Source organism: Caldalkalibacillus salinus (genome assembly GCF_016745835.1).
GTDB lineage: Bacteria > Bacillota > Bacilli > Caldalkalibacillales > JCM-10596 > Caldalkalibacillus_A > Caldalkalibacillus_A salinus.
In genome coordinates this window covers 428,141-453,519 of sequence record NZ_JAERVL010000001.1, presented here as the reverse complement: position 1 = coordinate 453,519, position 25,379 = coordinate 428,141, and the positions used below count along the sequence as shown (strand labels likewise).

Annotated in this window: 21 protein-coding genes and 2 pseudogenes; 5 read left to right on the top strand and 18 right to left on the bottom strand. The window is 42.7% G+C overall.

Going from position 1 to position 25,379, the window contains the following annotated elements; all coding sequences use genetic code 11:
* Window positions 1–44: 44 nt before the first annotated feature.
* A complete protein-coding gene (cshA, locus tag JKM87_RS02145; protein WP_202077411.1) occupies window positions 45–1,547 on the bottom strand; it encodes a degradosome RNA helicase CshA in 1,503 nt (500 codons plus the stop codon).
* A gap of 353 nt (window positions 1,548–1,900) precedes the next feature.
* Entirely contained in the window at window positions 1,901–2,104 is a 204-nt protein-coding gene (locus JKM87_RS02140) for a DUF6501 family protein (RefSeq protein ID WP_202077409.1), read from the bottom strand.
* A gap of 326 nt (window positions 2,105–2,430) precedes the next feature.
* Between JKM87_RS02140 and JKM87_RS02135 the strand changes: the two genes are divergently transcribed.
* Complete coding sequence (locus JKM87_RS02135; RefSeq protein ID WP_202077407.1) at window positions 2,431–3,012, top strand: hypothetical protein; 582 nt, start codon at window positions 2,431–2,433, stop codon at window positions 3,010–3,012.
* A gap of 18 nt (window positions 3,013–3,030) precedes the next feature.
* Here JKM87_RS02135 and JKM87_RS02130 read toward each other — a convergent pair whose 3' ends face one another.
* The 6 genes and pseudogenes from JKM87_RS02130 to JKM87_RS02105 form a co-directional block, all read right to left on the bottom strand.
* Window positions 3,031–4,248, bottom strand: coding sequence for a PQQ-dependent sugar dehydrogenase (locus JKM87_RS02130; RefSeq protein WP_202077405.1), 1,218 nt, complete (start codon window positions 4,246–4,248; stop codon window positions 3,031–3,033).
* Window positions 4,249–4,272: 24 nt separating this feature from the next.
* The gene (locus tag JKM87_RS02125; protein WP_202077403.1) at window positions 4,273–5,370 is read right to left on the bottom strand and encodes a CapA family protein; all 1,098 of its coding nucleotides are present in this window, start codon (window positions 5,368–5,370) and stop codon (window positions 4,273–4,275) included.
* Window positions 5,371–5,392: 22 nt separating this feature from the next.
* Entirely contained in the window at window positions 5,393–6,016 is a 624-nt protein-coding gene (locus JKM87_RS02120) for an SGNH/GDSL hydrolase family protein (protein ID WP_202077401.1), read from the bottom strand.
* Window positions 6,017–6,072: 56 nt separating this feature from the next.
* Window positions 6,073–6,516: pseudogene (locus tag JKM87_RS02115) on the bottom strand (peroxiredoxin-like family protein); the annotation flags it as partial.
* A 570-nt stretch (window positions 6,517–7,086) separates the two neighbouring features.
* Window positions 7,087–8,526, bottom strand: a pseudogene (locus JKM87_RS02110) (SPFH domain-containing protein); the annotation flags it as partial.
* A 24-nt stretch (window positions 8,527–8,550) separates the two neighbouring features.
* Window positions 8,551–9,093, bottom strand: coding sequence for an NfeD family protein (locus tag JKM87_RS02105; RefSeq protein WP_202077396.1), 543 nt, complete (start codon window positions 9,091–9,093; stop codon window positions 8,551–8,553).
* A 487-nt stretch (window positions 9,094–9,580) separates the two neighbouring features.
* Between JKM87_RS02105 and JKM87_RS02100 the strand changes: the two genes are divergently transcribed.
* The gene (locus JKM87_RS02100; protein WP_202077394.1) at window positions 9,581–10,822 is read left to right on the top strand and encodes an MFS transporter; all 1,242 of its coding nucleotides are present in this window, start codon (window positions 9,581–9,583) and stop codon (window positions 10,820–10,822) included.
* Window positions 10,823–10,892: 70 nt separating this feature from the next.
* Here the strand turns inward: JKM87_RS02100 and JKM87_RS02095 are convergent, their stop codons facing one another.
* A complete protein-coding gene (locus JKM87_RS02095; protein ID WP_202077392.1) occupies window positions 10,893–11,663 on the bottom strand; it encodes a class I SAM-dependent methyltransferase in 771 nt (256 codons plus the stop codon).
* Between the two features lie 237 nt (window positions 11,664–11,900).
* On the opposite strand from JKM87_RS02095, the gene uppP reads away from it, so the two are divergent.
* On the top strand, window positions 11,901–12,734 hold the full coding sequence (uppP, locus tag JKM87_RS02090; RefSeq protein ID WP_202077390.1) for an undecaprenyl-diphosphatase UppP: 834 nt from the start codon (window positions 11,901–11,903) through the stop codon (window positions 12,732–12,734).
* Window positions 12,735–12,888: 154 nt separating this feature from the next.
* Here uppP and JKM87_RS02085 read toward each other — a convergent pair whose 3' ends face one another.
* The 5 genes from JKM87_RS02085 to yneA all read right to left on the bottom strand — a co-directional run bounded on the left by JKM87_RS02085 (window position 12,889) and on the right by yneA (window position 17,644).
* On the bottom strand, window positions 12,889–13,518 hold the full coding sequence (locus JKM87_RS02085; RefSeq protein WP_202077388.1) for a GerMN domain-containing protein: 630 nt from the start codon (window positions 13,516–13,518) through the stop codon (window positions 12,889–12,891).
* Window positions 13,519–15,204, bottom strand: coding sequence for an N-acetylmuramoyl-L-alanine amidase family protein (locus JKM87_RS02080; protein WP_202077386.1), 1,686 nt, complete (start codon window positions 15,202–15,204; stop codon window positions 13,519–13,521).
* 204 nt (window positions 15,205–15,408) lie between these two features.
* Window positions 15,409–16,884 (bottom strand): potassium/proton antiporter, encoded by a 1,476-nt coding sequence (locus JKM87_RS02075; RefSeq protein ID WP_202077384.1) that lies wholly within the window; start codon window positions 16,882–16,884, stop codon window positions 15,409–15,411.
* A 96-nt stretch (window positions 16,885–16,980) separates the two neighbouring features.
* On the bottom strand, window positions 16,981–17,214 hold the full coding sequence (locus JKM87_RS02070; protein ID WP_202077382.1) for a DUF896 domain-containing protein: 234 nt from the start codon (window positions 17,212–17,214) through the stop codon (window positions 16,981–16,983).
* 142 nt (window positions 17,215–17,356) lie between these two features.
* Window positions 17,357–17,644: a cell division suppressor protein YneA gene (gene yneA / locus JKM87_RS02065; RefSeq protein WP_202077380.1), complete on the bottom strand. Its 288-nt coding sequence runs from the start codon at window positions 17,642–17,644 to the stop codon at window positions 17,357–17,359.
* Window positions 17,645–17,893: 249 nt separating this feature from the next.
* On the opposite strand from yneA, the gene lexA reads away from it, so the two are divergent.
* Window positions 17,894–18,523 carry a transcriptional repressor LexA gene (gene lexA, locus JKM87_RS02060; RefSeq protein ID WP_202077378.1) on the top strand — a complete coding sequence of 210 codons (630 nt, stop codon included), beginning with the start codon at window positions 17,894–17,896 and terminating at the stop codon, window positions 18,521–18,523.
* A gap of 400 nt (window positions 18,524–18,923) precedes the next feature.
* A complete protein-coding gene (locus JKM87_RS02055) occupies window positions 18,924–19,589 on the top strand; it encodes an SOS response-associated peptidase (protein WP_202077376.1) in 666 nt (221 codons plus the stop codon).
* Between the two features lie 197 nt (window positions 19,590–19,786).
* Here the strand turns inward: JKM87_RS02055 and JKM87_RS02050 are convergent, their stop codons facing one another.
* From JKM87_RS02050 to JKM87_RS02035, 4 genes are all read right to left on the bottom strand, one after another.
* Window positions 19,787–21,685: a glycoside hydrolase family 3 protein gene (locus JKM87_RS02050; protein ID WP_202077374.1), complete on the bottom strand. Its 1,899-nt coding sequence runs from the start codon at window positions 21,683–21,685 to the stop codon at window positions 19,787–19,789.
* 323 nt (window positions 21,686–22,008) lie between these two features.
* A complete protein-coding gene (gene glnA, locus JKM87_RS02045) occupies window positions 22,009–23,346 on the bottom strand; it encodes a type I glutamate--ammonia ligase (RefSeq protein WP_202077372.1) in 1,338 nt (445 codons plus the stop codon).
* Between the two features lie 114 nt (window positions 23,347–23,460).
* The gene (locus JKM87_RS02040; RefSeq protein WP_202077370.1) at window positions 23,461–23,880 is read right to left on the bottom strand and encodes a MerR family transcriptional regulator; all 420 of its coding nucleotides are present in this window, start codon (window positions 23,878–23,880) and stop codon (window positions 23,461–23,463) included.
* A gap of 193 nt (window positions 23,881–24,073) precedes the next feature.
* Window positions 24,074–25,357, bottom strand: coding sequence for a methionine gamma-lyase family protein (locus JKM87_RS02035; RefSeq protein ID WP_202077368.1), 1,284 nt, complete (start codon window positions 25,355–25,357; stop codon window positions 24,074–24,076).
* Window positions 25,358–25,379 lie beyond the last annotated feature (22 nt).

Here is a 25,379-nt window from a genome sequence, read left to right as displayed (position 1 = left end):
TGTTAAGACCTTTAGCTTTGGTGATAGCAACTTTGGTCTTCTCATTATTTATTATATTTACGTTTAGGGCTCCCGGACTTCCCTTTACCTTTATAACCACCTTCTCGGTTAAAAGATCCTCCACCTTTTTTACGGTCACCCTTATGGCGATCGTTGCGGTGACGCTTATAATCTCCACGTTGGCCATTTCGACGAGAGTGTACATTTCTCTTATTTTTCTTTTTAACCATCGGTGCTTCTTCTGTCAGCTTAACAGGTACGGCATTAGGCTCTTTTGTTAACAGTTTTAATGCAGCGGCAATAACCGAAACAGAATCACCTTGATCTTCAACAAGCTGCTCAGCAACGGCCTTGTAGTCACTGTAGTTTGCTTGCTGGACAGCTTCCTGCAGTTTTTCCACAGCCATACGTTGCTGTCCTTCAATCGCTTCGGACATCGTAGGGACTGGCCTGCGATCGACCTTTCTTTTGGTCATACGTTCGATCGCTTTAAGATGATCCATTTCTCGTGGTGTGACAAAAGTAAGTGCAATCCCTGTGCGTCCCGCTCGTCCGGTCCGCCCGATACGGTGAACGTAACTTTCAGAGTCTTGAGGTAAGTCGAAGTTATAGACGTGCGTGACCCCACTAATATCTAAACCTCTTGCAGCCACATCTGTCGCCACGAGGACTTCAATTGTTTTGTCTTTAAAACGACGTAATACTCTATCACGCTTCGCTTGATTAAGATCTCCGTGAATTCCTTCCGCTTCATAACCGCGTTTATTCAAGCCTTCTGCTAATTCGTCCACTCTACGTTTGGTACGCCCGAACACGATCGCTAACTCAGGAGAGTGAATATCGAGCAGTCGGCAGAAGACATCAAACTTCTGATTTTCACTCACTTCAACATATTCTTGCGTGATATTCGATACGGTGGCTTCTTTCGCCTTAATGCTGACCACTTCAGGGTCCTTCATAAACTTGGTGGCCAGTTCCTGTATCGCTTTAGGCATCGTGGCCGAGAACAGTAAGGTTTGGCGCTCTGTTGGCATCTCAGCGAGTATTTCTTTGATATCGTCAATGAAGCCCATGTTTAACATCTCGTCCGCTTCGTCTAAAACCACCATTTTTAAATCATTCAATCTGATCGTCTTTCTTCTCATATGATCCATAAAGCGGCCTGGGGTTGCGACAATGATTTGAGGCTTTTTCTTTAATGCTTTGATTTGTCGTTGAATGTCTTGGCCCCCGTAGATGGGAAGAGCGTGGACTTCAGTATGCTGGGCGATCCTATTGATTTCTTCCGCTACTTGTACTGCCAGTTCCCTTGTTGGGGTAAGCACCACCCCTTGGATGGCTCTCGCTCCTCCAATGATGCGATCGATTAGCGGTATCCCAAAGGCCGCCGTTTTACCTGTACCCGTTTGGGCTTGGCCGATCAAGTCCTTGCCCTCAAGTGTAGCTGGAACGGTTTGGTTCTGGATGGGGGTTGATTCCTCGAACCCCATATCGTTAAGCGCTCGAACAATGTGGTCATTTAATCCAAATTCATTAAAAGTCTTCATGTCTCTTTTGTCTCCTTTTACGTCGAACATCTTATCTTTGTCGTATCTTGTAATCCGTACATATATAGCTATTGACCGAATAAAAAAGCAATATTCCATATCTGTGGAATATTGCTTATCAGTTTATCCCTAGATAATTTAGACTTACAAAAGCGAACTGTATCAACATTCAACGTATACGTTTATTTCCAATATGTTCTGGTTGGCAGGATCTTTCTTTCACCTACCACTAGAAAATTTTACATTGGTTTATAGACTTAAGTATATAGGATAACGTGTTAAAAGTAAATATCAAGCCAACGTAGCATAATCCCTTTTAAGTCCACGGGGCTTGATGGCGGTCTTTGCTACCGTTAGACCGTCTCAAAGTACTCCTTATAGTATCCGCCAACTTTGCCTGTGTTATCAACAACAAAGATAAACTCATCCGTTTCATTTTTAACCTCATACGTTTTGCCGGGCGTGAGTACGTTATGTACAATGTACTTTTTGGCTTCTGCTTGAACACATTTAACAGTACCTATCGTTTGACCTGTTCTCCAGTTTTCATGAATCATTCATTAGCCCTCCTTTACAAATCACATCTGAATCACTGTTAAGGGGTATTTTGGTTGCCGCCTCAACCTTAACAGTCCATGACACGAACGTCACTTCTTTAAATTATATCTTTTATTTTCATGGTTTATCAATCTTCTTTCATAGATATAACGAACACACTAGGCATAAAGTACCATTTTTGAACTTTTAACACTTCTGAATGATTTGTAAAAAAAGTCTTATGACCCAAAGACACTGCGACAAAGACTGATATAATAGGGATTATAACCTCATCCGTAAAAATGGTCACTAAAAAATGTCTAGGAGAAAGGAGCGAATTCAGATTATGGGTATCATCAAATTTCTACAACAAGCCACTTTCGGCTCGTTAGCTTTAACCATATTGATTACATTGAGTTGCATTGGTATTTATTATGCCCTACTCACAATCATGAAAAAGAAACAATACAGTCAGCCATATAGGCATAGAGCGATTGCCGTGTTTGTCATTATTGGTGTGATACTTCCGTTATTCAAATCATATACGTTGTTGTTGGACTATCCTCAAAAACTCGTGGGGGCCTCCCGTTATTTTAACCCTGAGAACGCAGAATCATATATGAGTCTTGCTGTCTATGTGATGCCGTTTCTGTTTCTTGTTCATCTGTTTCTAGGCGTTCGTTATCTCTTGACAAAAGAGGGGACATCTTTCTTTACCTCTGAAGCGGGGACGTTTGTGATTTTACAATTCATGATGATTTATCTCCTTCATCATTATTACGGTTTTATCAACCTCAATATCAGTTTTCTTCTCTATGTTTTGGCCCTTAATATAATGTTGACCTTCTTTTCTTACGGATTTACGAAAGTTTTTCAGTACAGCAGTGAACGTGAAAAAGAGCGTGATGAAGCAAATGCTTCATCTTAATCACCTTCATATGTTACCTTATTTTAATTCTTCGTAATGTAATTCAATTAGTCTGTCATCCATCTGATCCGGTTGCCCTCTACCGTCAATATTATTAGTGATGATATACAGGCGCTCATCGTCATCCATGTGTATATCCCGTATTCTTCCTTCCCCTTGCCAGATCACATCCGTTGCACCCGTATGTGGATCAAAAGCCCGTACCATGCTTCCCCTTAGGCAAGCGACGTAAATGATGCCACGATGGAAGATCATACCGGATGGCGCCCAAGTGTCCTCCCCTGAATGGAATAAAGGAGGGATCAAGTCTTTTTGCTGTTGATCTCCAGTGATAGTAGGCCAGCCATAATTCTTACCCGGTACAATTCTATTGATTTCATCATATCCTTGTGGCCCGTGCTCTGAACTATACAGTACTTGTTCTGTTGCGTCCCAAGCTAGCCCTTGGGGATTACGATGCCCGTAGGAATATACTGGTGATTGACGAAAAGGGTTGTCTTCTGGAATGGAACCATCTCGTTCTAAGCGTAAGATACTGCCTGCAAGTGTCGTATGATCCTGGGATTGTTCACCCTCCCAAGCGTCACCAGTGGTGATATAAAGCAACCCATCGGGGCCAATCTTCAGACGTCCGCCATTATGAAATTGATCCCCTCTTATCCCTTCTATGACACTACGTTGTTCCACCCATGTCCCTTCGAGATACTGCACGGCGGCAACCCGATTATAGGGGGTCCCTTCTTCTCGATAGGTATGGTAGACGTAAGCGAGGTGATTATCGTCAAAGTCGGGGTCTAGTGTAAAGCCTAACAAACCGCCTTCACCATGATGGAGCACATCCTTGGTCAGTTTCAACTCTTCTTGCCTGACTTGCCCATTCTCCACTCTGGCCATGCTACCTTCCCTCTGTGTTATGAAAAATACACCGTCCCATTTCGTCATAGCCCAAGGGATGTCAAGGTTTGAAGCTAACGTTTCAGCTTTTGTCACTCGGATAAAGCCCCCGTCTGTCGTCCTTTCTTCATCGTCTGTACGCTCTTCTGTATCCTCTTCGTTGCCCACCCCCTCTTGGCCATCCCCATTTTGACTTGGCCTCTGTTCTTCGTAATCAGGGGCGACTGTGGTTTGTTCCTGATGTCCCAACTCCTCGTTCTGTGCACAACCGATGAGTAAGCTAAGGATCATGAAACAAACCATTCCCCCTTTACAGTAATGAGTCATATGTTTGTTCGGCATATCTATCTCTCCTTGCATCTCTTGTTAACGAGGGTAAAATACATGGTCTTGCCATTCTCCAGTGGTTGATATGGTTTGCAATCGTCTCAATATCTCCTCACGTTCCTCACCCTTTGCTTCCCATACAGCGCCATGACGGATTCGAAATGGAGACACCGTGGCCTTTTGTCCCCCTTCCGCATCGATTTCTAGTTGTAGAATAGCCGTTTGTCGTCCAATATCTTCATGACTCATCGTGAATACGAAGTTTCCTAAGCTATAAGCAATGAGCTTCCCTTGATGCCACTCTAGTTCCTGTAACACATGTGGGTGAGCACCTATCACAACATCTGCGCCCTCTTCTACCATCTGATGGGCGATTCTCCGTTGGTCGTCACTGGCTTCTAATTCCATCTCGTTGCCCCAATGAATATAAACCACGGTCAAATCAGCCGAAGCGGATGCCTGACGGATCCCTTGATATATTCTTTCCTCCTGGTAGCCGCTAGCTAAACCTGGTTGATCCTCCCTAGCATACCAAGAGACATCTGGTAAGACACGACTAAAACCGAGAAAGGCAACGGTTTGCCCATTCACTTCATATGTTTGCTCACGGTAAGCTTCTTCAGCATTAACACCGCCACCGACGTAACCAATTTCATGTTGCTGCAGTTCATCAAGTGTATCTAAGAACGCTACAACTCCGTAATCTAATGAATGGTTGTTCGCGACACTCACGAGATCAATACCGGCCCAGTCTAATCCCTTTACGAAATCTGGATGTGTACGGAAAGCGTAAGCCTTATCTTCCGCATCCCCTCGATCGCTCATCGCTGTCTCAAGGTTGACCATGGCTAAGTCACTTTCTTCAAAGTAGGGTCGGGCTTCTTCAAACGGATACATATATCCTTGTTCTTCTAGAATGGGCGCTACTTTACCAGCACCCATCGTGTCACCAGCGAATGCGAGTCTCAAAACCGTGTCAGATGCTGTCTCCTCGATTTCCTGCGTGACTTCTTCAGGTTGTAGCCAAGGAATATAATCAAGGAACACGCACCCTGCTAATAAGGTCAGTGTGAGGAATACGCCAGTCAGTCGTAGTCCCCTCGAAAGTATTATGTTAATCCAATTGTTGTCTACCATTCTCATATCATCACCTGTTCATTTACATTGCACTGTAGGACTTTAACCATGTCTGGGCCATTAACATATCACCAGTAGAATTCATATGAACACCATCTGTTGTAAGTGTCGTCTGAGGATATTGATTCAGCATGCCTAGAAATGCTTGATGGGTCGGGACTAATGTACCCTCAAAGCGATTCGCTAGACGATTGACGATGGTGACATATTCTTTTAATCGCTCGTTCCCTTTTGAAGCTGAATCTTCTTCAATAATGGTAGGTTCCATCAACATTAATGTCGCATCTGTTTCTTGACGAACGGAAGACAATAGCGTGGTATACACAGTTTCAAACTGCTCGGGGTACACCTGCTCAATCTCTGGACTGTCTAACTGTCTCCAAACATCGTTAATTCCAATTGAGATTGAGAGTACATCCGGTTGTAAATCCAGTACGTCCTTTTTCCACCTGCTTTCTAAATCTGTGACTCTGTTCCCCCCAATACCTCGATTAGTAAATTGCTCTTTGGTGTATCCCTGTGTGACCATCAAGACGTCTCTAATTAAACGTACATAGCCAAATCCGATTCTCTCTGGGTCCTCACGTCTTGATGAATCGGTAATGCTATCTCCAATAAATAAAATATGCTTTTTATGTCCATTCATGATTAGTATACCCCCCCTTTAAACTTGTAAAACGAGATGGCTTCAGCTCATGACCTTCACTCACGCCCATTGATGGTTTCAACGGCTGTTAATATATCTGATACAGTGGCATGGTCAGTAGAATCCTTGTCGATATGTTGCCAGCGGATGCTACCACTTTTGTCGATCAACCATGTCCCCCCAAGTTGATAAACATCTTGCGTGGCCATCGCTTTTTTAATGACTGTATTCTGCTCTCTATGTTTCGGTAGAACCTCCCGTATTTTTCCTGACAATAGATATCCTAAAATCCTCTGTAACGCTTTTACCTTTGACATCCTTTTTAAATGCATGGCTCGATAGACGTCTCTATTGGGATCACCCACTATTCTAAATGGATAAGGACCAAAAACCTCTACAAATGATTGAATTTGAGAGGCGTCCGTTGGTACAATCGCGACGATGTGAACGTCTGCCTCTTCTATTGTGTCTGCTTGCTCACGCAACTGCGCGAGGTATTCTCGACATAACGGTCAACCCGTATGCCTTAACAGGACTAATAGTGAGAGCTTATCCTTTGTGATATCTCCTAATTTAACCGCTCCATGATCAGCTGTGACAACAACCTCATTCACTCGCCTCACTCCTTTTGACTAATAATGGTAATAACTCTTTATTTATTCGCTATGGTTATCTCTATTACCTTCTTATGTTCCTTTCTCATTTGACATGTGTGTGACAAAGTTATCTTGGCCGAGCCTTTCAATACCCCCTCCATGGCTGTGAGTTGAAGGTTATATATGAAGCGCTCATTCCTAATAAAGACATCTTAAAAGACCTCCCTATACTAGTAGAGAGGTCTTTGGGCACTATGATTGGTGAGTGTCTTTTGTCGTTGCTGTTTCTTGTTGTGTGTCTGATTGAGGCTGCGCTTTCTTTCCTTGAGCGGCACGATTTCCAGAAGCTTTGTTGTTGTTTTTAGACGAACGAGCGCTTTCTTTAGTCGAACCCTCTAGTGCCGTCGTCGTTTTCTGATCCTCACCTGCTTGACTAGCCGGTCTTACTTCTTCGTCAGGTGTGATAGAGATACCACCCGCAAAACCTTCAATCAGTGATTTAACATCGATACCCGATGATTCTTTTAGATTTTCTTGTAAGGTTGCCATTAGATCTGTGGCATATCCAGATACTTTATTTGCGCCACCGTTTCCACCCGTATCGACAACGGTAATCTTCTCGATATTGCCGAGTGGGCTAGCCACTTCTTTGGCGTACTTTGGTAACATTTCTACAATCATACCAAGGATCGCCGCTTCACCGTACTGTTTGAATGCTTCGGCAATCTTTTCTTTCGCTTCCGCTTCCGCAAGACCTTTCAGGCGGATAACTTCGGATTCTGCTTCCCCTTGTGCTTTCTCAGCCTCGGCTTTAGCCAGACCGTCAATACGGATCTTTTCAGCTTCCGCTTTGGCCATCGCTTCAATGCGATATTTGTTTGCGTCTGCTTCAGCCAGTTGCTTACGCTTCTCAGCTTCTGCTGATTGTTCAACAGAATAACGATCGGCGTCCGCTTTCTTCTTCACTTCCGAGTCATATTGACGTTCACGACGTGCAATTTCTTTTTCCTCGAGCTCAATTTGTTTTTCACGCTCAATAATTTGAACTTGTAAACGTTCTTGCGTGACTTGCTGTTGCGCTCGGGCTTCTTCTAGGTGATAGGATTGGTCGGCACGTGCTTTGGCACGATCTTGCTCTTCTCTGTACTCAGCGACTTTTAGTTGGTTACTCTTCTCGGCTTCCGCAATTTCTGTGGCCCGCTCAAGTTCTGCTCTCTTGGCATCCTTACTCGCTTCAGCCTGTTTAATACGCGTTTCTTTGTCTGCTTCAGCCGTGGCGATATCGGCATCTCTCTTCACTTGGGCAATACGTGGACGACCTAAAGAGTCTAAGTAGCCGTTCTTATCGCGTACGTCTTTAATGGTGAATGAGACGATTAAAAGCCCCATTTTAGCTAAGTCTACTGAAGCGACCCTTTGAACTTCTTGTGAAAATTTCTCACGGTTCTTATATATTTCTTCAACCGTCATAGAACCTAGGATAGAACGGAGGTGACCTTCAAGCACTTCCTTCGCTTCCTGTTCTCGGTCATTCTGAGATTTCCCTAAAAACTGCTCCGCTGCTGTCGCGATCTCACTGATCGATCCCCCGATTTTAATAATAGCCGTACCATCTGCGATGACGGGGACACCTTGTTCTGTGTACACTTCAGGTGTCACGACCTCTAACTTGCTAGATAGTAGACTTAGGGGTTCTGCTTGTTGAAAGACTGGTAGAACGAACGTGCCTCCCCCGCGTACGATCTTTAGCCGATTACCTGATTCGTCGATGTGCACGTTTTTTCTACCTAGAAAACTACCTGTGACGATCAAAGCTTCATCTGGGCCGGCTGTACGATATTTTGAAACAAACACACCGATGAGTGCTAAGGTAAGCCCGATGGCGATACTGATTAATATCCCTATTGTTCCCATGTTGCGCCTCCTCTTTTTATCCTATTATTCTAAATCATCAAATGATTGGTGTGGGCTGACATGGGCCACACCAGATTTCATATCAATCACCAGTACTTTTGTACCAGAGACAATCGCTTCATTTTCAAAACTCTGGGCTGTTTTGGGGATATTACCCCCAACACCTTCAAAGAGTATTTCACCGTAGCCGTCTTCTGGAATAGAAGTGATCACCTGCGCCACCCTTCCTTTTAAATCCTCATCTGAATAGGCAAGTGATTCCTCTGCAGAAGTTAGTGGAACGAGAACAAAAAAATGTAATAAAGACGCGACAATAAGAGCACATGCGATGGAAAATAAAAGGACAATGCCACTATGAATTGGCGTGAATCTTTCTAAAATATATCCTGTACACCCTAAAAATGTGACAAAAGACAGTACAAGTGTCGGACTGAATATGCCCTCAGGAACCGATTCAAAAATCCCTTCCAAAATGTCTCCTAAAAGTATGTACATGAGCGTCAGTGCTCCACTAACAATAAACGCATAGAGGTAGAACTGTTCGAAGGATATTGCTGTCTCCTCCATTTTCAATAACTCCTTTTAAGAAGCAAACTCATTGAACTTGGCTTTTTAGAACGCTAGCTCTAAGTCTACTTCTGATTTCATTTCACATGGTTCAAGTTCATTATTTAGGGTTTGTTTGATATTCCCTGCATTTTGTGTACTTCCCTCAAATGTAGTGGTGTGTGGTGGCGTTTTAACTCTTTCTTAGTATTTAAACATCACTTTCTTACCCTCCTTTACATCTCGATACGTTGAAACCATGTTAACCTTTCGTTCCAACCGTTACTATAACTACGTACCGAAAAGATCTAAGTTTCATTTTTTTGAATGATTATATAACTTTTTTTCTAGTTTGTGTCCGGGACAACAGACTTTACGTTATGTGAAATTTTACGTATAATATTTAGATGAACGAAATATTCGTACTGAGAAGGTGTTGACTATTTCTACAAACAATCATGATGATTATGATGATTTAAAGCAGACGGCAAAAAGAAATCTATTAATCATGTGGGTTGCAAATTTCTTCGTTGCAGCCAGTGCAACGATGGTGCTCCCATTCTTATCTTTATTTATTGATACGCTAGGTGATTTCTCAGAAGCGTATGTTCAGCGCTGGGCAGGTTTCGTCTTCGGGATCACCTTCCTTGTCGCCTTTCTTGTTTCTCCGTTGTGGGGCAGATTTGGCGACCGCAAAGGATATAAGAAAATATTAATGTTTACCGGCTTCGGTATTGCCGCTAGTATATTTTTAATGGGCTACGTCCAATCTGTAGAGCAACTATTTATATTGCGCCTGTTCATGGGTATCGTTACAGGCTTCATACCTACTTCGATCGCGCTCATCTCTTCGCAGACGCCTAAGGAAGTCGCTGGGAAAACGCTAGGAACACTCCAAATGGGTACTGTAGCAGGCGGGTTGTGTGGACCCCTATTAGGCGGAACACTAGCAGATTGGTTAGGATTCTCATACACGTTTCTTTTCACTTCAGTGGCCATTGCACTAGCGACACTGCTTGTTGTCGTGGGTATTAAGGAAGTGAAATTAAAGGAACCTGGTCAGAAGGAAAAACAGTATACGAGAAAAGAAGTGCTAAGCCATATCGTGCATCATCCTGTTCTGCTTACTGTGATGTTCTTATCTCTACTGATACAGATGGCTAATTTCAGTGTCCAGCCTTTATTAGCGTTATATGTGAGTCACCTACAATCAGACGCAGCCAATATCGCATTTCTAGCAGGACTCGCCTTCTCTGCAACAGGGTTTGGTAACTTTGTAGCGACAAGACAATGGGGGAATTTAGGTGATCGGATTGGGCATGAAAAAGTTCTCCTAGGGTTGCTCATTTGTGCTTCTTTTACTTTTATACCACAGGCTTTGGCCGGGTCGCTATGGCAACTGGTTGTATTCCGTTTTATATTTGGTATTTTTCTTGGTGGTCTTATTCCATGTACAACAGGTTATATCCGTCAAGTGGCGCCACTTAACATGCAGGGAGAAGTTTTAGGTTATAATCAGAGTTTCCGCTTTCTCGGGAATGTACTTGGGCCTGTTATGGGCGGGGTATTATCAGGTTACTTTGGCATCTCTGCTGTGTTTATTGTGACAAGTGGGTTATTCCTCCTGAGTGCCGGTTTGATGTGGTATAGTATGAGTCATGCGAACACCCATACGCCTAAGACGCCTTTAGAAACGATCAATCAAACGCAACAGCGTCATTCTAAACACAATGAGCGTGTCAATGTTTAATCCAAGTAAGTACCTTAGTCCTTTACTAGCGTCATCTACTGAGCACTGACACGGCATCATTTATTTGAAGTTAGGACCTTTTCTGAGCCACCCAGATGGTCCAACGATCCATTTCTGTCACTGGCGCTTTTACTCGGTTCTTTATAAATGTACAAAGTGTATCTAGTTCTTGGTCATCTAAGTGGTGCAGAATGGATCGGCCCGTCCTTGCTTTTAACTCCTCTACCATTGCCGGAACTGAGTGATACGTTTTTCGACCTTCCCACAGCTTTTCCTCTTGTATATGTTTGAAACCTGCCGCGCGTAACGCCCTGTGTACATCTTCACTTTCATATCTCCTTCTACACTCCACGCTTGCCAAGTGTGGAAAGCATTCAAATATAAACCCTCTGATATGAGTTTGGCTACTTGGTAACAAGCAATCACCCGGTGTACGATCCTGTATTATGAGCATGCCACGATCTTTTAACAGACGATAAGCCTCAGTAAAGGGTGGTCGGAGTTGTTTGAGGTGATGAATAAGCGCCCGTTGTAGAACAATATCATAGGATTGAGACGGCAGATGTGTATCCGAAGCTTCCGCATGCACATAATGTATCTGCTCGTATCCTTCACAATTGGCTTGCGCACCTTCTAACATTGCTTCTGAAGCGTCCAGAACAGTAACAGAATGGGCGCCATTGTCTATTATTGCTTTGCTGTAAATCCCACCCCCAGCGCCTATATCAAGCACTTCACTCCCTTTCATATTAATAAGCCTAGAGAGGTCTTCCGTCCATGTTGAACTGGCCTCTCGTGTTGTGTAGCTCATGCGGTTTCTAGCATCGTGGAAATCAATCATACAGTCTCCTCCTTTTTTGCTCAAAAATTACAAGTTCCATTAAGTGAAACCACATCTCACCAAACGGAACCCATGCCCCTATTATACGTGTAAAGACGCAGTTGTTCCATCTTTTTTTCAGGTTTTAGTATAAATATTAAATAAAAGTGAAGGTCAAACTTGTACTATATTCACTCCTAGCTAAATATGCTAGAATAAAACTTGTCTTGAAGTTGCTACGTTGGGAGGATACATACCATGAGTTTGATTGAAGCGTTGATTTTGGGGATTGTGCAAGGGATCACAGAATTTCTACCCATTTCGAGTACAGCGCATATCGTCATTACATCCATTGTCTTAGATTTAGAGTTTGAAGGCTTAGCGTTTGAGATATTTTTGCATTTAGCTTCCGTTTTAGCTGTTATCATGTATTTTAGAAAGGATCTCATGACTGTTATCAAGGGATTCTTTGGTTACTTTAAAGATAAATCCACAGAGAATACGATACAGTTTAGATTCGCCATATATCTTATCGTCGCCACAATCATCACCGGTGTCCTAGGCATTGTCTTGAAAGACGTGATAGATGAATCTATGAAAACCCCCCCGTTTATTGCTGGTTCACTGACAATCACAGGCTTATTTCTTATCTTCATTGAACGCTTTCATCAAATTGGGAACAAAGATGAAGAGAGTATGACATGGCTCGATACCATTATTGTTGCGATAGGACAGACTTTAGCTGTTTTACCGGGTATTTCTCGTTCAGGGGCTACTCTTGTCGCAGCATTATGGACTGGACTTACACGAGAAACTGCTGTAAGATTTTCATTTTTATTGTCCATTCCCGTTATTTTAGGGTCTACTGTTCTGATGTTCAAAGATTTATCCATGGACATGGTGCATAGCGTCGGCGTCACGCCACTAGTGATTTCTTTCATTGCCTCTTTCTTATTCTCTATTATTGGGATCATGTGGCTCATTGATTTCCTACAAAAAAGTAAGCTTGTTTATTTCGCCGTTTATTGCTTTGCCCTCGCTTTTATTGTGTTTTTCTTCTTGGATCCTGGTTTAACAATGGATATGGAGTAGAAAATAAAGGGATATTTTCTCGTTTGATGCAGGACGTTCTTTCGGCCTGGTCTTAATCAGGTCCTTCTTTTATAGAGCTAAAAAAAGCACAAGGCTCGTTTGAGTCTTGTGCTTTTTTTTGTCTTTTAGTGATTAATATTGTTAGGAACAGAGCTTACTGAATCAGTTGCTCGTCAACAGGAAGCGGTTCAGACGTACTCACATGTCCAAAAAGTGTTTCCCGGACTTCACCTTCAACAGTAAAAGCGATGAACTCTACACCCTGTATTTGACCATAAGAATGTAGAACAGCTTGAATAGCGTAAGCTTCTCCAGTAGACCCAATGTTGACATCATCAAGTTGTCCTAAATCTAGAGAAAGTATCCCATCCTCAAGTGATGCGTTGAGTAACTCTACATTTTCCCATAAGGACACGTGCTCATCATTTTGAGGGGATTGTAGCGTACGCCAGATGGCAAACCAAGGCTGTCCATCTTGTTCATAAGCAATTTCACGTTCTTCTTGGGTCATTGACAGTAATTCCATATCTGTATAATAGACGGTCAATGTTTCTGAGATCATCTGTGACTCTTCCTCATCCCTATGGTTGTCCTCATGACCCTCGTCATTGTTTGTTTCACTGTCTCCAGCATCACCTGAATCCTGAGACTGTTCTTCCTCGGCCGAGCCTTGCCCATTACTATCCTCAGGACCTTCAGCTTGGTCTTGACCGCAAGCAGCCAATCCGAGGACAAGCAATAATGCGAGGACCGACAACATACCTTTCGTAAACATCTGTTTCATTTACTCATCACTTCCAAATTCATATTCTCTTATCGCGTCGTACATGGCCTTGGCAACTTTGTCTTGAAATGCCGGATCATTTAAAAGCTTCTCCTCGTCTGGATTGCTAAGGAAGGCTATTTCAAGGAGGGCTGCTGGCATTCGAGTTTCTCTTAAGACTTTAAAACCAGCTTCTTTTAGTCCTCTATCATTTAGTTGTGTTGCCTTAATCAGATGCTTATGAACAATGTCGCCAAACGCTTTATTGGAACCGTAATAGATATATGTCTCCGTCCCACCAATCGCCGAACTACCGGCTGCATTTGCATGTACAGAGATAAACATGTCGGCATTGATCTCATTCGCGTAAGCGGCCCGATCCCCAAGTGTGACATACTCATCAGTAGGTCTTGTCGCTTCAACTTCGATGTCAGCATCTTGCTCTAAATAATCAACAATCTGATTAGATATGGCAAGCACAATATCTTTCTCAGAGCTAAAGGAACCGTTTGCTCCAGGGTCGTGCCCACCATGACCCGCATCAATAACGACGATGGGCTTACGTTCAGTGAACGCCAAATATATTTTGTCTCCTTCAATCTCAAAGTCCACTTTAGAACGTTTGTTCAAATCAAAGACAACACGTGCTGTCATTGGCGATGTACTGAACTGGCCTACACGAACGTCATCAACAGTATCGTGGGATAGTGCTGTATCCCACTCTTGATCCTGATCCAGCTCCGTTTGTGGAATATCTAAGACAAAACGATGGGGTGAGCGTAAGAAGAAATGTTCTGTTTCTTCAGCATCGAGCCCCGGCACATGGATCATGTAACGCCCATTCTCAAGAGACACTTCTCTTAGCGTCAAGTAATCTATATCTCTATCCACGGTTACGAGCTGAAGACCTCTGTCATATTCTGTCTTCGTGCCTAATAGCTGGTCAACCCAGCTCAGATTAACCATTTTAACACCGTCAACGTTTACAATCTCTGAAGGGGGCAAATCCATTGTCACTTCTTCCTCGGATTCTTCCTTTGATCCTTGCTTATCAGAAGCCTCTGTACCGTCCCCTTCTTCGGTTCCTAAGTCCTCTTCTGTGTCGCTGTCATCAGAAGTTTGGGTATAAGTAAATTTGTAAACATCATCTTCTAGCCAAAAGGCAACATTAAGTTCTCGTGCCATGTCAAATATCGGAACATATAGATCTCCAGATATGTTAACAGGGGCATGATCATCTTCGAACGTTGTGTGATTGACCACGAGATTGACCTTGGTTGAGATGAAAGCCTGCTTCTCTGCATTATCCCAACCGACACGTAAACCTAGGTACTCACTAACAAAACGAAGTGGCACCATCGTCCGATAGTTTTCTAGGAAGGGAGCAGTGTCCATCTCTTGGGCTTGTCCATTAACATGGATCGTCTCTTCACCAAGGTACATTCTTAGATGCGTTGACCCTTCAAAGATATCGATTCTGCTTTCTGCCTGATTCCAGCTTACTTGGGCACCAATGTTCTCCACGATAAATCGTATCGGAACGAACGTTCTCCCTTGGATGATCTGTGCTGGCACATCAGATTCAACATACTGACCTTCTACCATTAGTTTGACTTCGTTACTCGCTTCAGCGTCAGCATGACTCATCATACCTACAGTTAAGAACGCGAGCGTGAGTACAATGATTAAGGACCATTTTTTTGACATTAAACCTTCTCCTCTCCCAATCAATGCCTCTAAAGCTGCTGGTTTTCTTTTTCATTTTAAGGTTTTAAGCTTTCAATCTTGTTATGTATGTGCTTGTCAACCTCCTTTCAGAGCTAAAATATTCCTTCAATATATTTGACGAATGATGTCGCAAAAAGTTGTCCTCTAATTTGGGCTCTACGTCAGTTGTTGGTCACTAGTGGGTTAAATCCCCTGACATTGCCTCGTCAGTATGGTTTTGACTTCCTCAATTTTTCTCTTAGGAATAAGGATAAACAGAATATCGTTTCCCTGTAGGATCGTATCTCCATTAGGTGTAATCAACTGATTATCTCTTATGACAGCACTGATCAGCACATCTTTAGGCAAAGGTATGTCTTGTAAGGTCTGCCCCACAACCTTGGCTTGCTCATCTATAAAAAATTCAACCATTTCGGTGTTCGTTTGGCCAATAGAAATGAGCTCCAAGCTATGTGTGGGCACTGTTCGCTCTTCCTCAGTTAATTTTAATTTATCGGCCAATGCTCCTATTGTGGAGCCTTGGATGAGAGCAGATGTCAATACGACAAAGAAAACCACATTGAAAAACATTTGGCTATAATCAAGGCCTGCTATCATAGGATAAGTAGCCAATACAATAGGAACTGCGCCTCTTAACCCCGCCCAGGAAATAAAGAGTTTGTCCTTGAACTTATACTTAGAAAGGAGCAAACTTGTATAAACACCTAAGGGTCTAGCCACAAACATTAGAACGATAGATAATAATACACCTTGTAATACAACGTTAGTCACGAGTTGGGAAGGCATAACGAGCAAGCCTAGAACGATAAACATTAGGATCTGCATCATCCATGCAAACCCTTCATTAAACCTTAGAATCGAGTGCCGGTAGGGTATCGTTGCATTTCCCATGACGATAGCCAGTGTATATACAGCTAATAACCCACTGGCCTGTATTAATGCCGTCACACTATAACCTAGAACAGCAAACCCTAATCCAAAGATAGGATATAAGCCACTGGAGTCCAAATTGATACGACTCATGGCCCATACAGCAAACCGACCTAAGAGGTAACCGATGACAAGTGCGACTCCCATTTGCCATATGAAAGCTGGGACCATGAACCAAAAATAGGGTTTGTCCAGTCCAATCAATTCAATAAATGATAAAGTCAGAAATACGGCCATAGGGTCATTTGTCCCTGACTCTGCTTCTAAAGTGGACTGTAGTCGTTGTTTAATATTTTTGCCACTGATCACGGCAAAAACAGCGGCAGCATCCGTTGAACCGACTATGGCACCAAAGAGTAGCCCTTCTAGCCACCCCACTTGGAGAATATACTTAGCGGCTACACCGACAACAATTGTGGTGAGCAACACGCCGAGTGTTGCCAGCGTGAGCGAAGATGTAGCCACCTGTTTGACATGACTCAACTTGGTCTGTAGACCACCCTCAAAAAGGATGACAATCAGTGCCAATATACCTAGTAGCTGGGCGAAGCCGGCACTGGAAAAATCAATAAGACCCATGCCCTCAGACCCGAATATCATCCCCACTGCAATAAACACGACAAGGGTCGGCACACCTACTCTTGCTGAAAACTTGGTGGCCATGACACCGGCTAAAAGTAGGATAGCCGTTAAAAATATGAAGTAATCTGTATGTAGGATATCACTCATGAATACCAACCGCCCTTACTGGAGCGCTCATGAATAAAGAAGCAGTTTTAAAAACTGCTTCTTTATTATTAACTCTATATATAATATGACCCTATATTAGTGTTTTTTACGCTTATTTTGTTCACGTTTTAACTTTTTAGGCGTGACATCTTTGCCTTCTGGGTCAACAACCTTTACACCCATAAGGTTAGCTTTAAGTGAGCTACGAACAGATTGTAGATATTCTTCACGTAAACGTTGTTGCTCGAGCTTCTCCTCCTGCGACAGTGCTTCTTTTTTTGATTTATTCGCCAGTTCATTAATTCTAGCTAATTTTTCTTGAGTGAGCACAGTAATCCCCTTTCTAATATCATCATATGACCTTTGCTCATACTATCAGCATTCCTTTATTATAACACGGGAATACTCACAATGAATAGAAAGGAAAACTTACGCCCCTCCGCTGTCTCACATTCTGTCTCCTAAACTGACCCTATTCTTCTTGGTGATGCACTAGTACCTGAAGTTCCTGTCCCGGATAAATTAAACTCCCCTCTAAACCATTGAGTACTTTCACCTGCTGTATGTATTCTTGAACGGATATACCTAGACCCTGATGGTGTTGTGCAGCAATACGCCAAAGGGTGTCCCCTGTTTCAACTTGTATATACTCATACTGATAATCTTCTGCTGAAGCCATAACGTTAGACATCGTGTAAAAAATGGCACAAAGTACAATAACAAAAACCAAGAGATATGATATGTCTTTTGTGACAAACATGATTAACCTTCCCCTTTCTTTCTTATCACTTTTATTCGAAAGTTGTCGAATAATTATGTACGGTATATGGGTGGAATGTTATACAAAAATAAATCGAGAACTTTTGTTCCCGTTTTTTATTATAATAGGAACAAAGGTTCTGGTCAAGATTTTTTTCGAACTTATGTTTGTACGCTCATTTCTTCTATGCTATAATGACAAGTAAGTAAAAAGTGGCAATTTTTATCATACTGGGTTGAGGTGAACGTTATGAAAGCATTATCAAATCGTCAAAAAGCGATTTTGGATTTTATTAAAACCGAAGTAAAAGAGAAGGGATATCCTCCCTCGGTACGTGAAATTGGGGAAGCGGTTGGGCTAGCCTCTAGTTCTACGGTCCACGGACACCTGGCGAGACTCGAGAAAAAGGGACATATACGGCGAGATCCTACAAAGCCTCGAGCGATTGAAGTGTTAGACGAAGAATTTATTCAAGAGGAGCAAGCATCCTACGAGCCTGTTGTACGTATTCCCGTTATTGGTAAAGTAACTGCAGGGGTCCCTATTACGGCTATTGAGAATGTCGAAGAATACTTTCCACTTCCGGAGAAATTCGGTGGCGATCACGACAACGTGTATATGTTAAAAGTCCAAGGTGATAGTATGATTGAGGCTGGCATCTACGACCAAGACTACGTCATCGTCAGACAGCAAAACACAGCTAACAACGGGGACATCGTCGTCGCTATGACTGAAGAGGAGGAAGCGACGGTTAAGCGATTCTTTAAGGAAAAGAACGTCATTCGTTTACAACCGGAAAACGCATCACTAGAACCTATCATTTTGCGCGAGGTGACCATTTTAGGCAAAGTGATTGGGGTATTCCGTACTATTCACTAGGACATGTTTTGTAACAGGACATTTTTTTAGCCACTGACATTTCAAAAGAAAGTGTTATGATTGAACGAATACGTGATAATAACATACATACGTTACATAAAGACACGTCGTTATAGGATTAATTAATGAATCAGTGCAGATAACACTCTAAAAGTCTAAAGTAGCTGTCAGTATTGTACAAGTTTGATGTACTTCCTGAAAAAAGCTGCCTTAGGCTTTTTTTTAATGCTCACCATCCATTACCCATTGTAAACCTCCTATGCTTATATGCCCTTTTGAAACGTTTTTAATTGATTAATTAACACTTCTTAGAACATTAATGGCTGTCTCGTTTCCAATAAATGTATTAAAAACCTGTATTTTGAGATTATATGTTAAAATATAGGTAGGAGGGATGCTTATGTGTGGACGTTTTACCCTTTATAGTCCTTTACAATTATTATATGATCGGTTCTATATTGATCATGCTGACTTCATGTTTGAATCTCAGTACAACATCGCACCTAGCCAACAAGTTCTAGCCGTTGTTAATGACGGTGAAAAGAACCGTATGGGGTATTTAAAATGGGGACTTATCCCCCGTTGGGCCAAGGACGAAAAAATCGGTAACAAACTTATTAATGCACGTGCAGAAACGATACATGAAAAACCCAGCTTTAAGACCGCTTATAAGAAACGCAGATGCTTAATACCGGCAGATGGATTCTATGAGTGGAAAAAAGAGGGTGGTCAAAAGCTCCCCATGTATGTACGCCTTAAGGAGCAGGCGCCTTTTGCCTTTGCAGGATTATGGGAGCGCTGGACGAGCCACGACGGTCGCCAATTAACTACGTGTACCATTATTACCACGGAACCCAATGACTTGATGCAACCGATTCACAATAGAATGCCTGTCATCCTGGATGCAGATGGCGAAAAGGCATGGTTAGACAAGGATACTGAGCAAGATGAACTTCACACCTTGTTAAGACCTTATCCTGCACCACTTATAGAGGCTTATGAAGTTTCTTCCTTAGTGAATTCACCTCAAAACAACTACCCTCAGCTGATTGAGACATTAGCATAAGATAAATACATTTTAGACATAAGTAACCCCTACGAATTTCGTGTATCCGTAGGGGTTACTTATTTAGAGCATATTTTTTTGAATATTTTTTATGCATATGCCATACGCATACGAACCTATGACAGCGACTTTTCTCAGTAATATAATGAAAAAACGGGCCTACCGTAAAAGCCTTCTATCCTATTCCATGACTATTTTTACTCATCAGATTGATGACCCGTTTGATGAGTCTTAAGACCGAAGCCTTTCCTAAACAACGGGTTAACTTTATCGTGGTTATTGATCTGTTCCATATTTCTTGGCCATGTAAAGGAGAGTTTACCGCTAAATTCATAATGACCAAATAGGACATCTGCAACACCCGCACCTTCACTTCCTGGCAGCCATGAAGCTACAAATGCATCCCAATCTTTAATTTCATCTGTTACCAGCATCGGACGGCCAGATTGAAGCAGCACAACCATTGGGACACCAGAGGCTTTTACTTTATTTAATAAGTTAATATCTTCTTGAAGTAATCCTATATCTTCACGATCTCCAAACATCTCCGCATAAGGGGGTTCACCAATGACAACAACTGCAACATCATGTCCCTCAGCACCAGACCCATCTTCACTATAATTCACTTTTGTATTCGGTCCTGCAACTTCATTTATACCTTCGAGTATTGTTGTTCCTGGAATTAAATCTCTTTCAGGTTCTCCCATCCATGTAGAAGACCCTCCCTGCCAGCTAATCGTCCAACCGCCAGCTTGGTATCCCATATTATCAGCCTTCTTACCAGCGACAAAAATATTTAATCCATCTTTTTGGAGCGGTAAAATGTTGTTTTTATTTTTTAATAAAACTTGAGATTTTCTAACTGCTTCACGGGCAACGGCACGATGCTCACTTTGACCAATACCCTGCGTCACTAGATCTCTGTCGGCATAAGGGGTCTCAAAAAGACCATTTTCAAACTTAACACGCAGGATTCGTGTTACAGCATCATCAATACGACTCTCAGAAACTTCGCCACTTTCAACTAGCTCTTTTGTCGTTGTAAGAAAGTGCTTCCAGTCATCTGGAATCATAAATAAATCAACACCCGCATTCATACTTCGCTTAATGGATTCTCTGAAGTCACCTGGTACAATTTGTTGCGGACCATTATAGTCGGAGATAACAAAACCTGTAAAACCAAGTTCGCCTTTTAATACTTCAGTGATAAGATGATAATCTCCATGTGTTTTAAGGCCATTTATGCTAGAGTAGGTCACCATTACAGTTCGTGCACCAGCCTTAATAGCATCTTTATATGGCTTGATATGCTTTTTAATCTCCTGGTCTGTATATTCAGTTACATCCCCTTGGTCAATACCGTCCTCAGTTAAACTATCCCCAACAAAATGTTTGATGGAAGACACAACTTGGGTACCCTTTAGGAAGTCGCGGTCTTTAGGATCTCCTTGCAAACCTTCTACTAAGGCTGATCCAAGTCTACCAGTTTGTTGAGGATCTTCACTATATCCTTCATAAGTTCTACCCCAACGTATATTTTGTGGAGCGGCAAGAACAGGAGCAAAAGTATAAGAAATGCCTGTTGCTCGCACTTCTTTTGCTGTTATTTCCCCTATACGCTTCACTAAATCTACATCGTTCGCAGCCCCTAAGCCAATGTTATGAGGAAAAACAGTAGCGCCGTAAACATTATTATGACCGTGTACGGCATCCACACCATAAATGATCGGGATACCGAGCCTAGTAGCCAACGCACCGCTTTGGAAATCATCTACCATATCTGCCCAATCCTCTGGTGTATTTCCTGTTGTTGGTAGGGAGCCTCCACCACTTAATATAGATCCAATTTTATAATTTTTAACGTCTTCTGCTGTTAGAGCACTTCGCTCAGGTTGCACCATTTGGCCTATTTTTTCTTCCAATGTCATTCTTGATAATAAATCGGATACACGTTGTTCTACACTTAATTCAGCATTTTGGTAATCTGGAACATCACTCTTTGCACTAATTGATACGCCTCCAAGTGTAGATCCTACAACCATAGAGAACAATGCTATACTCATCAATACCTTTTTCTTAAATTTACGGACGATCATCATTTCTCCTCCCTCTAATAGCTTTATTTACATCATTTACTTTAGGTTAAGTATTTGTATCGACGCTACGTACAGATGAGATACACCCCCTAAAGAGCCTTATATTGAAAACGCTTACATTCAAATTGTACAATACAGTAGCCGTTGATGGGTTAAGTAAGTGATGGACTAATTTGTTATTAACTGGATTATATTGTTGTTATTGGCTGGATTTCCTTTTCTGTCCCTACAAATAGCACCTGCAAATAAAAAACCCCTACGCATACTCGTGTATGCGTAGGGGTTAATCTTTTTAAACGACCGTTTGTAGCGATCGTTAGCCATTAATATTGCGTCAAGTATTGGTCACGCTCCCAAGGGTGTACTTGAGTGCGGAACATATCCCATTCGATTTCTTTGGCTTCTACAAAGTGTGAGGCTGCATGCTCTCCTAAAGCTTTGTAGATCACTTCGTTCTTACTGAACTCGTCAATCGCTTCTTTTAATGTGGCTGGTAAGCTCTCAATACCGTAATCTGCGCGATCTTCCTCATTCATGACATAGATGTTACGGTCTGTCGGCTCGTCAAGTGGAAGCTTGTTCTTGATCCCGTCTAAACCTGCTGCTAGCATTGCTGCTAGTGCCAGGTACGGGTTTGCAACTGGGTCAGGGTTACGTAACTCAATACGCGTGCCTAAACCACGAGAAGCCGGTACACGTACGAGCGGAGAACGGTTCTTTGCAGACCAAGCCACATAACAAGGGGCTTCATATCCTGGTACGAGACGCTTATAGGAGTTGACTGCTGGGTTCGTGATCGCAGCAAAACCTCTGGCATGCTTTAAGATACCAGCAAGGTAATGTTTAGCTGTTTCACTTAGTCCGAGCTCATCACTTTCATCATAAAAAGTGTTTTCTTCGCCTTTGAATAGGGATTGGTGACAGTGCATCCCTGATCCGTTTACACCATATAATGGCTTTGGCATGAATGTGGCATGAAGACCGTACTTTCTCGCTACCGTTTTAACAACGAGCTTAAACGTTTGGATATAGTCCGCAGCCGTTAAAGCATCCGTGTATTTAAAGTCAATCTCATGTTGCCCTGGTGCGACCTCATGGTGAGAGGCCTCAATTTCAAAGCCCATTTTTTCTAATGTTAGGACGATGTCGCGACGGCAGTTTTCACCTAAATCTAGTGGTGCAAGGTCAAAGTATCCACCTTTGTCATTCACATCGAGCGTCGGTTCCCCGTTCTGATCCGTTTTGAATAAGAAGAATTCTGGCTCAGGACCAACATTCATTTTAGAGAATCCTAGGGACTCTGCCTCTTTTAGTACACGCTTGAGTACGCCACGAGGGTCTCCTTCGAAAGGTGTATGATCTGCGTTATATATGTCACAGATAAGACGAGCCACTTTACCTTCATCTGTTGTCCAAGGGAAGACCATCCACGTATCTAGTTCAGGAATCAGATACATATCGGACTCTTCAATACGGACAAACCCTTCGATAGAGGAGCCATCAAACATCATTTTGTTGTCTAGTGCATCTTCTAATCGACTCACAGGAATTTCAACGTTTTTAATCGTGCCTAGTAGATCGGTAAACTGTAAGCGAATAAATCGAACATCTTCTGTTTTCGCAAGATTCAGAATGTCTTCTTTTGTGTAGTTCTTAGCCATAGTATAGTTCCTCCCCAATAATAGTTTATATTTAAAATTAACTTGCTACCGAATAAGGACCCGTTTACGTCATGGTAAACGATGCAACTGAAGCTGAGGGTGCTCGGGACCGGCCTAATGGAAAAACCTTGATAATTCTCCTTGGGTTAAAGCAGCGCGACCTGCAGCCCTAGCCGAGATAAGTTCAGACTTGAGCCATTTATGTAGCTCTCTCTCGCTCAGGTCTTGCTTTCTCTCACTTTTCTCTAATACCTCTCTTTGTTCTTGCTCTCGTTGCTCTCGAAGCTCTTGTTCCCTTAGTTCAAAGATCGTCTTGATGCCAGCTACGTTAATCCCCTGTTCAAGATAATCCTTTATCTCCAAGAGACGATCAATGTCATTAAGTGAAAATATTCTTTGCTTGCCTTTGTTTCGAGATGGATGTATCAGTTCTTGTTTCTCATAGTAACGGATTTGTCTCGCTGATAATTCAGTTAACTGCATCACGATACTCATTGGAAACAGCGCCATATTTCGACGAATGTCGCGACTCATACCATCCCTCCTGTCCTGCTTCATACGTTGTGCGATCTGCTTACATTTATTATTGTAGTAGAATGTTAACTTTAATGTCAAACTTATGTCAGATTATCTGACATACTTTTTAAAAAGTAAAATAGGGACACCCTGTAGACGCGTCCCTATCAGTATGTGATTCAATCTTCGTTTATATGAACGCTTCATGTTTTCAGGGCTTAAGATCTAATAGCTCTTGTTTAAGCATATTATTCAGTGCCGTTAAGATCCCGATTTTCACATGTTCATACGTTAACCCACCTTGGGCAAATCCTAGGTAAGGAGGACGAAGCGGTCCATCCGCTGAGAACTCTATGCTAGCCCCCTGGACAAACGTACCAGCCGCCATGATGACTTCGTCCTCATAGCCTGGCATGGCACTTGGATAAGGCAAGACATGCGCATTAATAGGAGAAGCTTTTTGCACCCCTTGGCAGAATGCGATGAGACGTTCAGGCGTATCAAATTGGATCGCTTGTATTAAGTCTGTACGTGTGTCATCCCATAACGGATCCGTCTTAAATCCAAGGTGCTCTAATAATGCGGAAGAAAATATGGCTCCTTTTAAGGCTTCCCCTACGACATGGGGGGCGAGGAAGAAGCCTTGGTACATCTCTTGTAATGAATACAAGCTAGCCCCCCCTTCTAATCCAATACCAGGCGCAGCAAGGCGCGTACCGGCAAGCGTAATTAAATCCTCTCGTCCAACGATATAGCCTCCCGTCTTTACAATACCGCCACCCGGATTTTTTATCAGAGAGCCGGCCATGATATCGGCCCCTACATGAGTGGGCTCCCGTTCTTCGACGAATTCGCCGTAACAGTTATCGACGAAGATTATAACGTCACGGTTGATCTCTTTGACAAAACGAATGATCGCTTCAATCTGTCGGACCGTAAACGATGGTCTATTATCGTAGCCTCTTGAGCGTTGTATCCCGATGACTTTCGTTTTTGAGGATATGGCCTGAGCAATCGCCTCTCTATCCAATGATCCATCTTTCTTCAACGGGACAAAATTGTAGTCTACACCAAACTCCGCTAAACTGCCCGGTACTTGTTGCGGCTGCTCAGGATTTCCTATGACACGATCGAGGGTATCATACGGTTGCCCTGTAATGTATAAGAGTTCATCACCTGGGCGCAATAAACCGAATAAGCACGTTGCGATCGCATGTGTACCTGAAATGATCTGCTGGCGAACGATGGTTGCTTCCGTCCCAAAAACGTGAGCATAGACCCTCTCAAGTGTATCTCGTCCATTATCATCATAACCATACCCTGTCGTGGGGGTGAAATGGTGATCCCCAACCTGATGACTTCTAAAAGCATCAAGCACCTTCCATTGGTTATGTTCAACCGTTTTTTGCACAGCTTTAAACTGATCAGCAAGCTTGTCCTCCACTTGCGCCACAATCGGTGCAAGCTGTTCTCCATGCTCGAAATGTTGTAACATCTACATTCCCCTCTACTTTCTG

Bases quoted from the DNA above. Each gene is read 5' to 3' on its own strand.
- cshA (WP_202077411.1), bottom strand. From the start codon at position 1,547: ATGAAGACTTTTAATGAATTTGGATTAAATGACCACATTGTTCGAGCG.
- JKM87_RS02140 (WP_202077409.1), bottom strand. From the start codon at position 2,104: ATGATTCATGAAAACTGGAGAACAGGTCAAACGATAGGTACTGTTAAA.
- JKM87_RS02135 (WP_202077407.1), top strand. From the start codon at position 2,431: ATGGGTATCATCAAATTTCTACAACAAGCCACTTTCGGCTCGTTAGCT.
- JKM87_RS02130 (WP_202077405.1), bottom strand. From the start codon at position 4,248: ATGCCGAACAAACATATGACTCATTACTGTAAAGGGGGAATGGTTTGT.
- JKM87_RS02125 (WP_202077403.1), bottom strand. From the start codon at position 5,370: ATGGTAGACAACAATTGGATTAACATAATACTTTCGAGGGGACTACGA.
- JKM87_RS02120 (WP_202077401.1), bottom strand. From the start codon at position 6,016: ATGAATGGACATAAAAAGCATATTTTATTTATTGGAGATAGCATTACC.
- JKM87_RS02105 (WP_202077396.1), bottom strand. From the start codon at position 9,093: ATGGAGGAGACAGCAATATCCTTCGAACAGTTCTACCTCTATGCGTTT.
- JKM87_RS02100 (WP_202077394.1), top strand. From the start codon at position 9,581: ATGTGGGTTGCAAATTTCTTCGTTGCAGCCAGTGCAACGATGGTGCTC.
- JKM87_RS02095 (WP_202077392.1), bottom strand. From the start codon at position 11,663: ATGATTGATTTCCACGATGCTAGAAACCGCATGAGCTACACAACACGA.
- uppP (WP_202077390.1), top strand. From the start codon at position 11,901: ATGAGTTTGATTGAAGCGTTGATTTTGGGGATTGTGCAAGGGATCACA.
- JKM87_RS02085 (WP_202077388.1), bottom strand. From the start codon at position 13,518: ATGAAACAGATGTTTACGAAAGGTATGTTGTCGGTCCTCGCATTATTG.
- JKM87_RS02080 (WP_202077386.1), bottom strand. From the start codon at position 15,204: ATGTCAAAAAAATGGTCCTTAATCATTGTACTCACGCTCGCGTTCTTA.
- JKM87_RS02075 (WP_202077384.1), bottom strand. From the start codon at position 16,884: ATGAGTGATATCCTACATACAGATTACTTCATATTTTTAACGGCTATC.
- yneA (WP_202077380.1), bottom strand. From the start codon at position 17,644: ATGTTTGTCACAAAAGACATATCATATCTCTTGGTTTTTGTTATTGTA.
- lexA (WP_202077378.1), top strand. From the start codon at position 17,894: ATGAAAGCATTATCAAATCGTCAAAAAGCGATTTTGGATTTTATTAAA.
- JKM87_RS02055 (WP_202077376.1), top strand. From the start codon at position 18,924: ATGTGTGGACGTTTTACCCTTTATAGTCCTTTACAATTATTATATGAT.
- JKM87_RS02050 (WP_202077374.1), bottom strand. From the start codon at position 21,685: ATGATCGTCCGTAAATTTAAGAAAAAGGTATTGATGAGTATAGCATTG.
- glnA (WP_202077372.1), bottom strand. From the start codon at position 23,346: ATGGCTAAGAACTACACAAAAGAAGACATTCTGAATCTTGCGAAAACA.
- JKM87_RS02040 (WP_202077370.1), bottom strand. From the start codon at position 23,880: ATGAGTCGCGACATTCGTCGAAATATGGCGCTGTTTCCAATGAGTATC.
- JKM87_RS02035 (WP_202077368.1), bottom strand. From the start codon at position 25,357: ATGTTACAACATTTCGAGCATGGAGAACAGCTTGCACCGATTGTGGCG.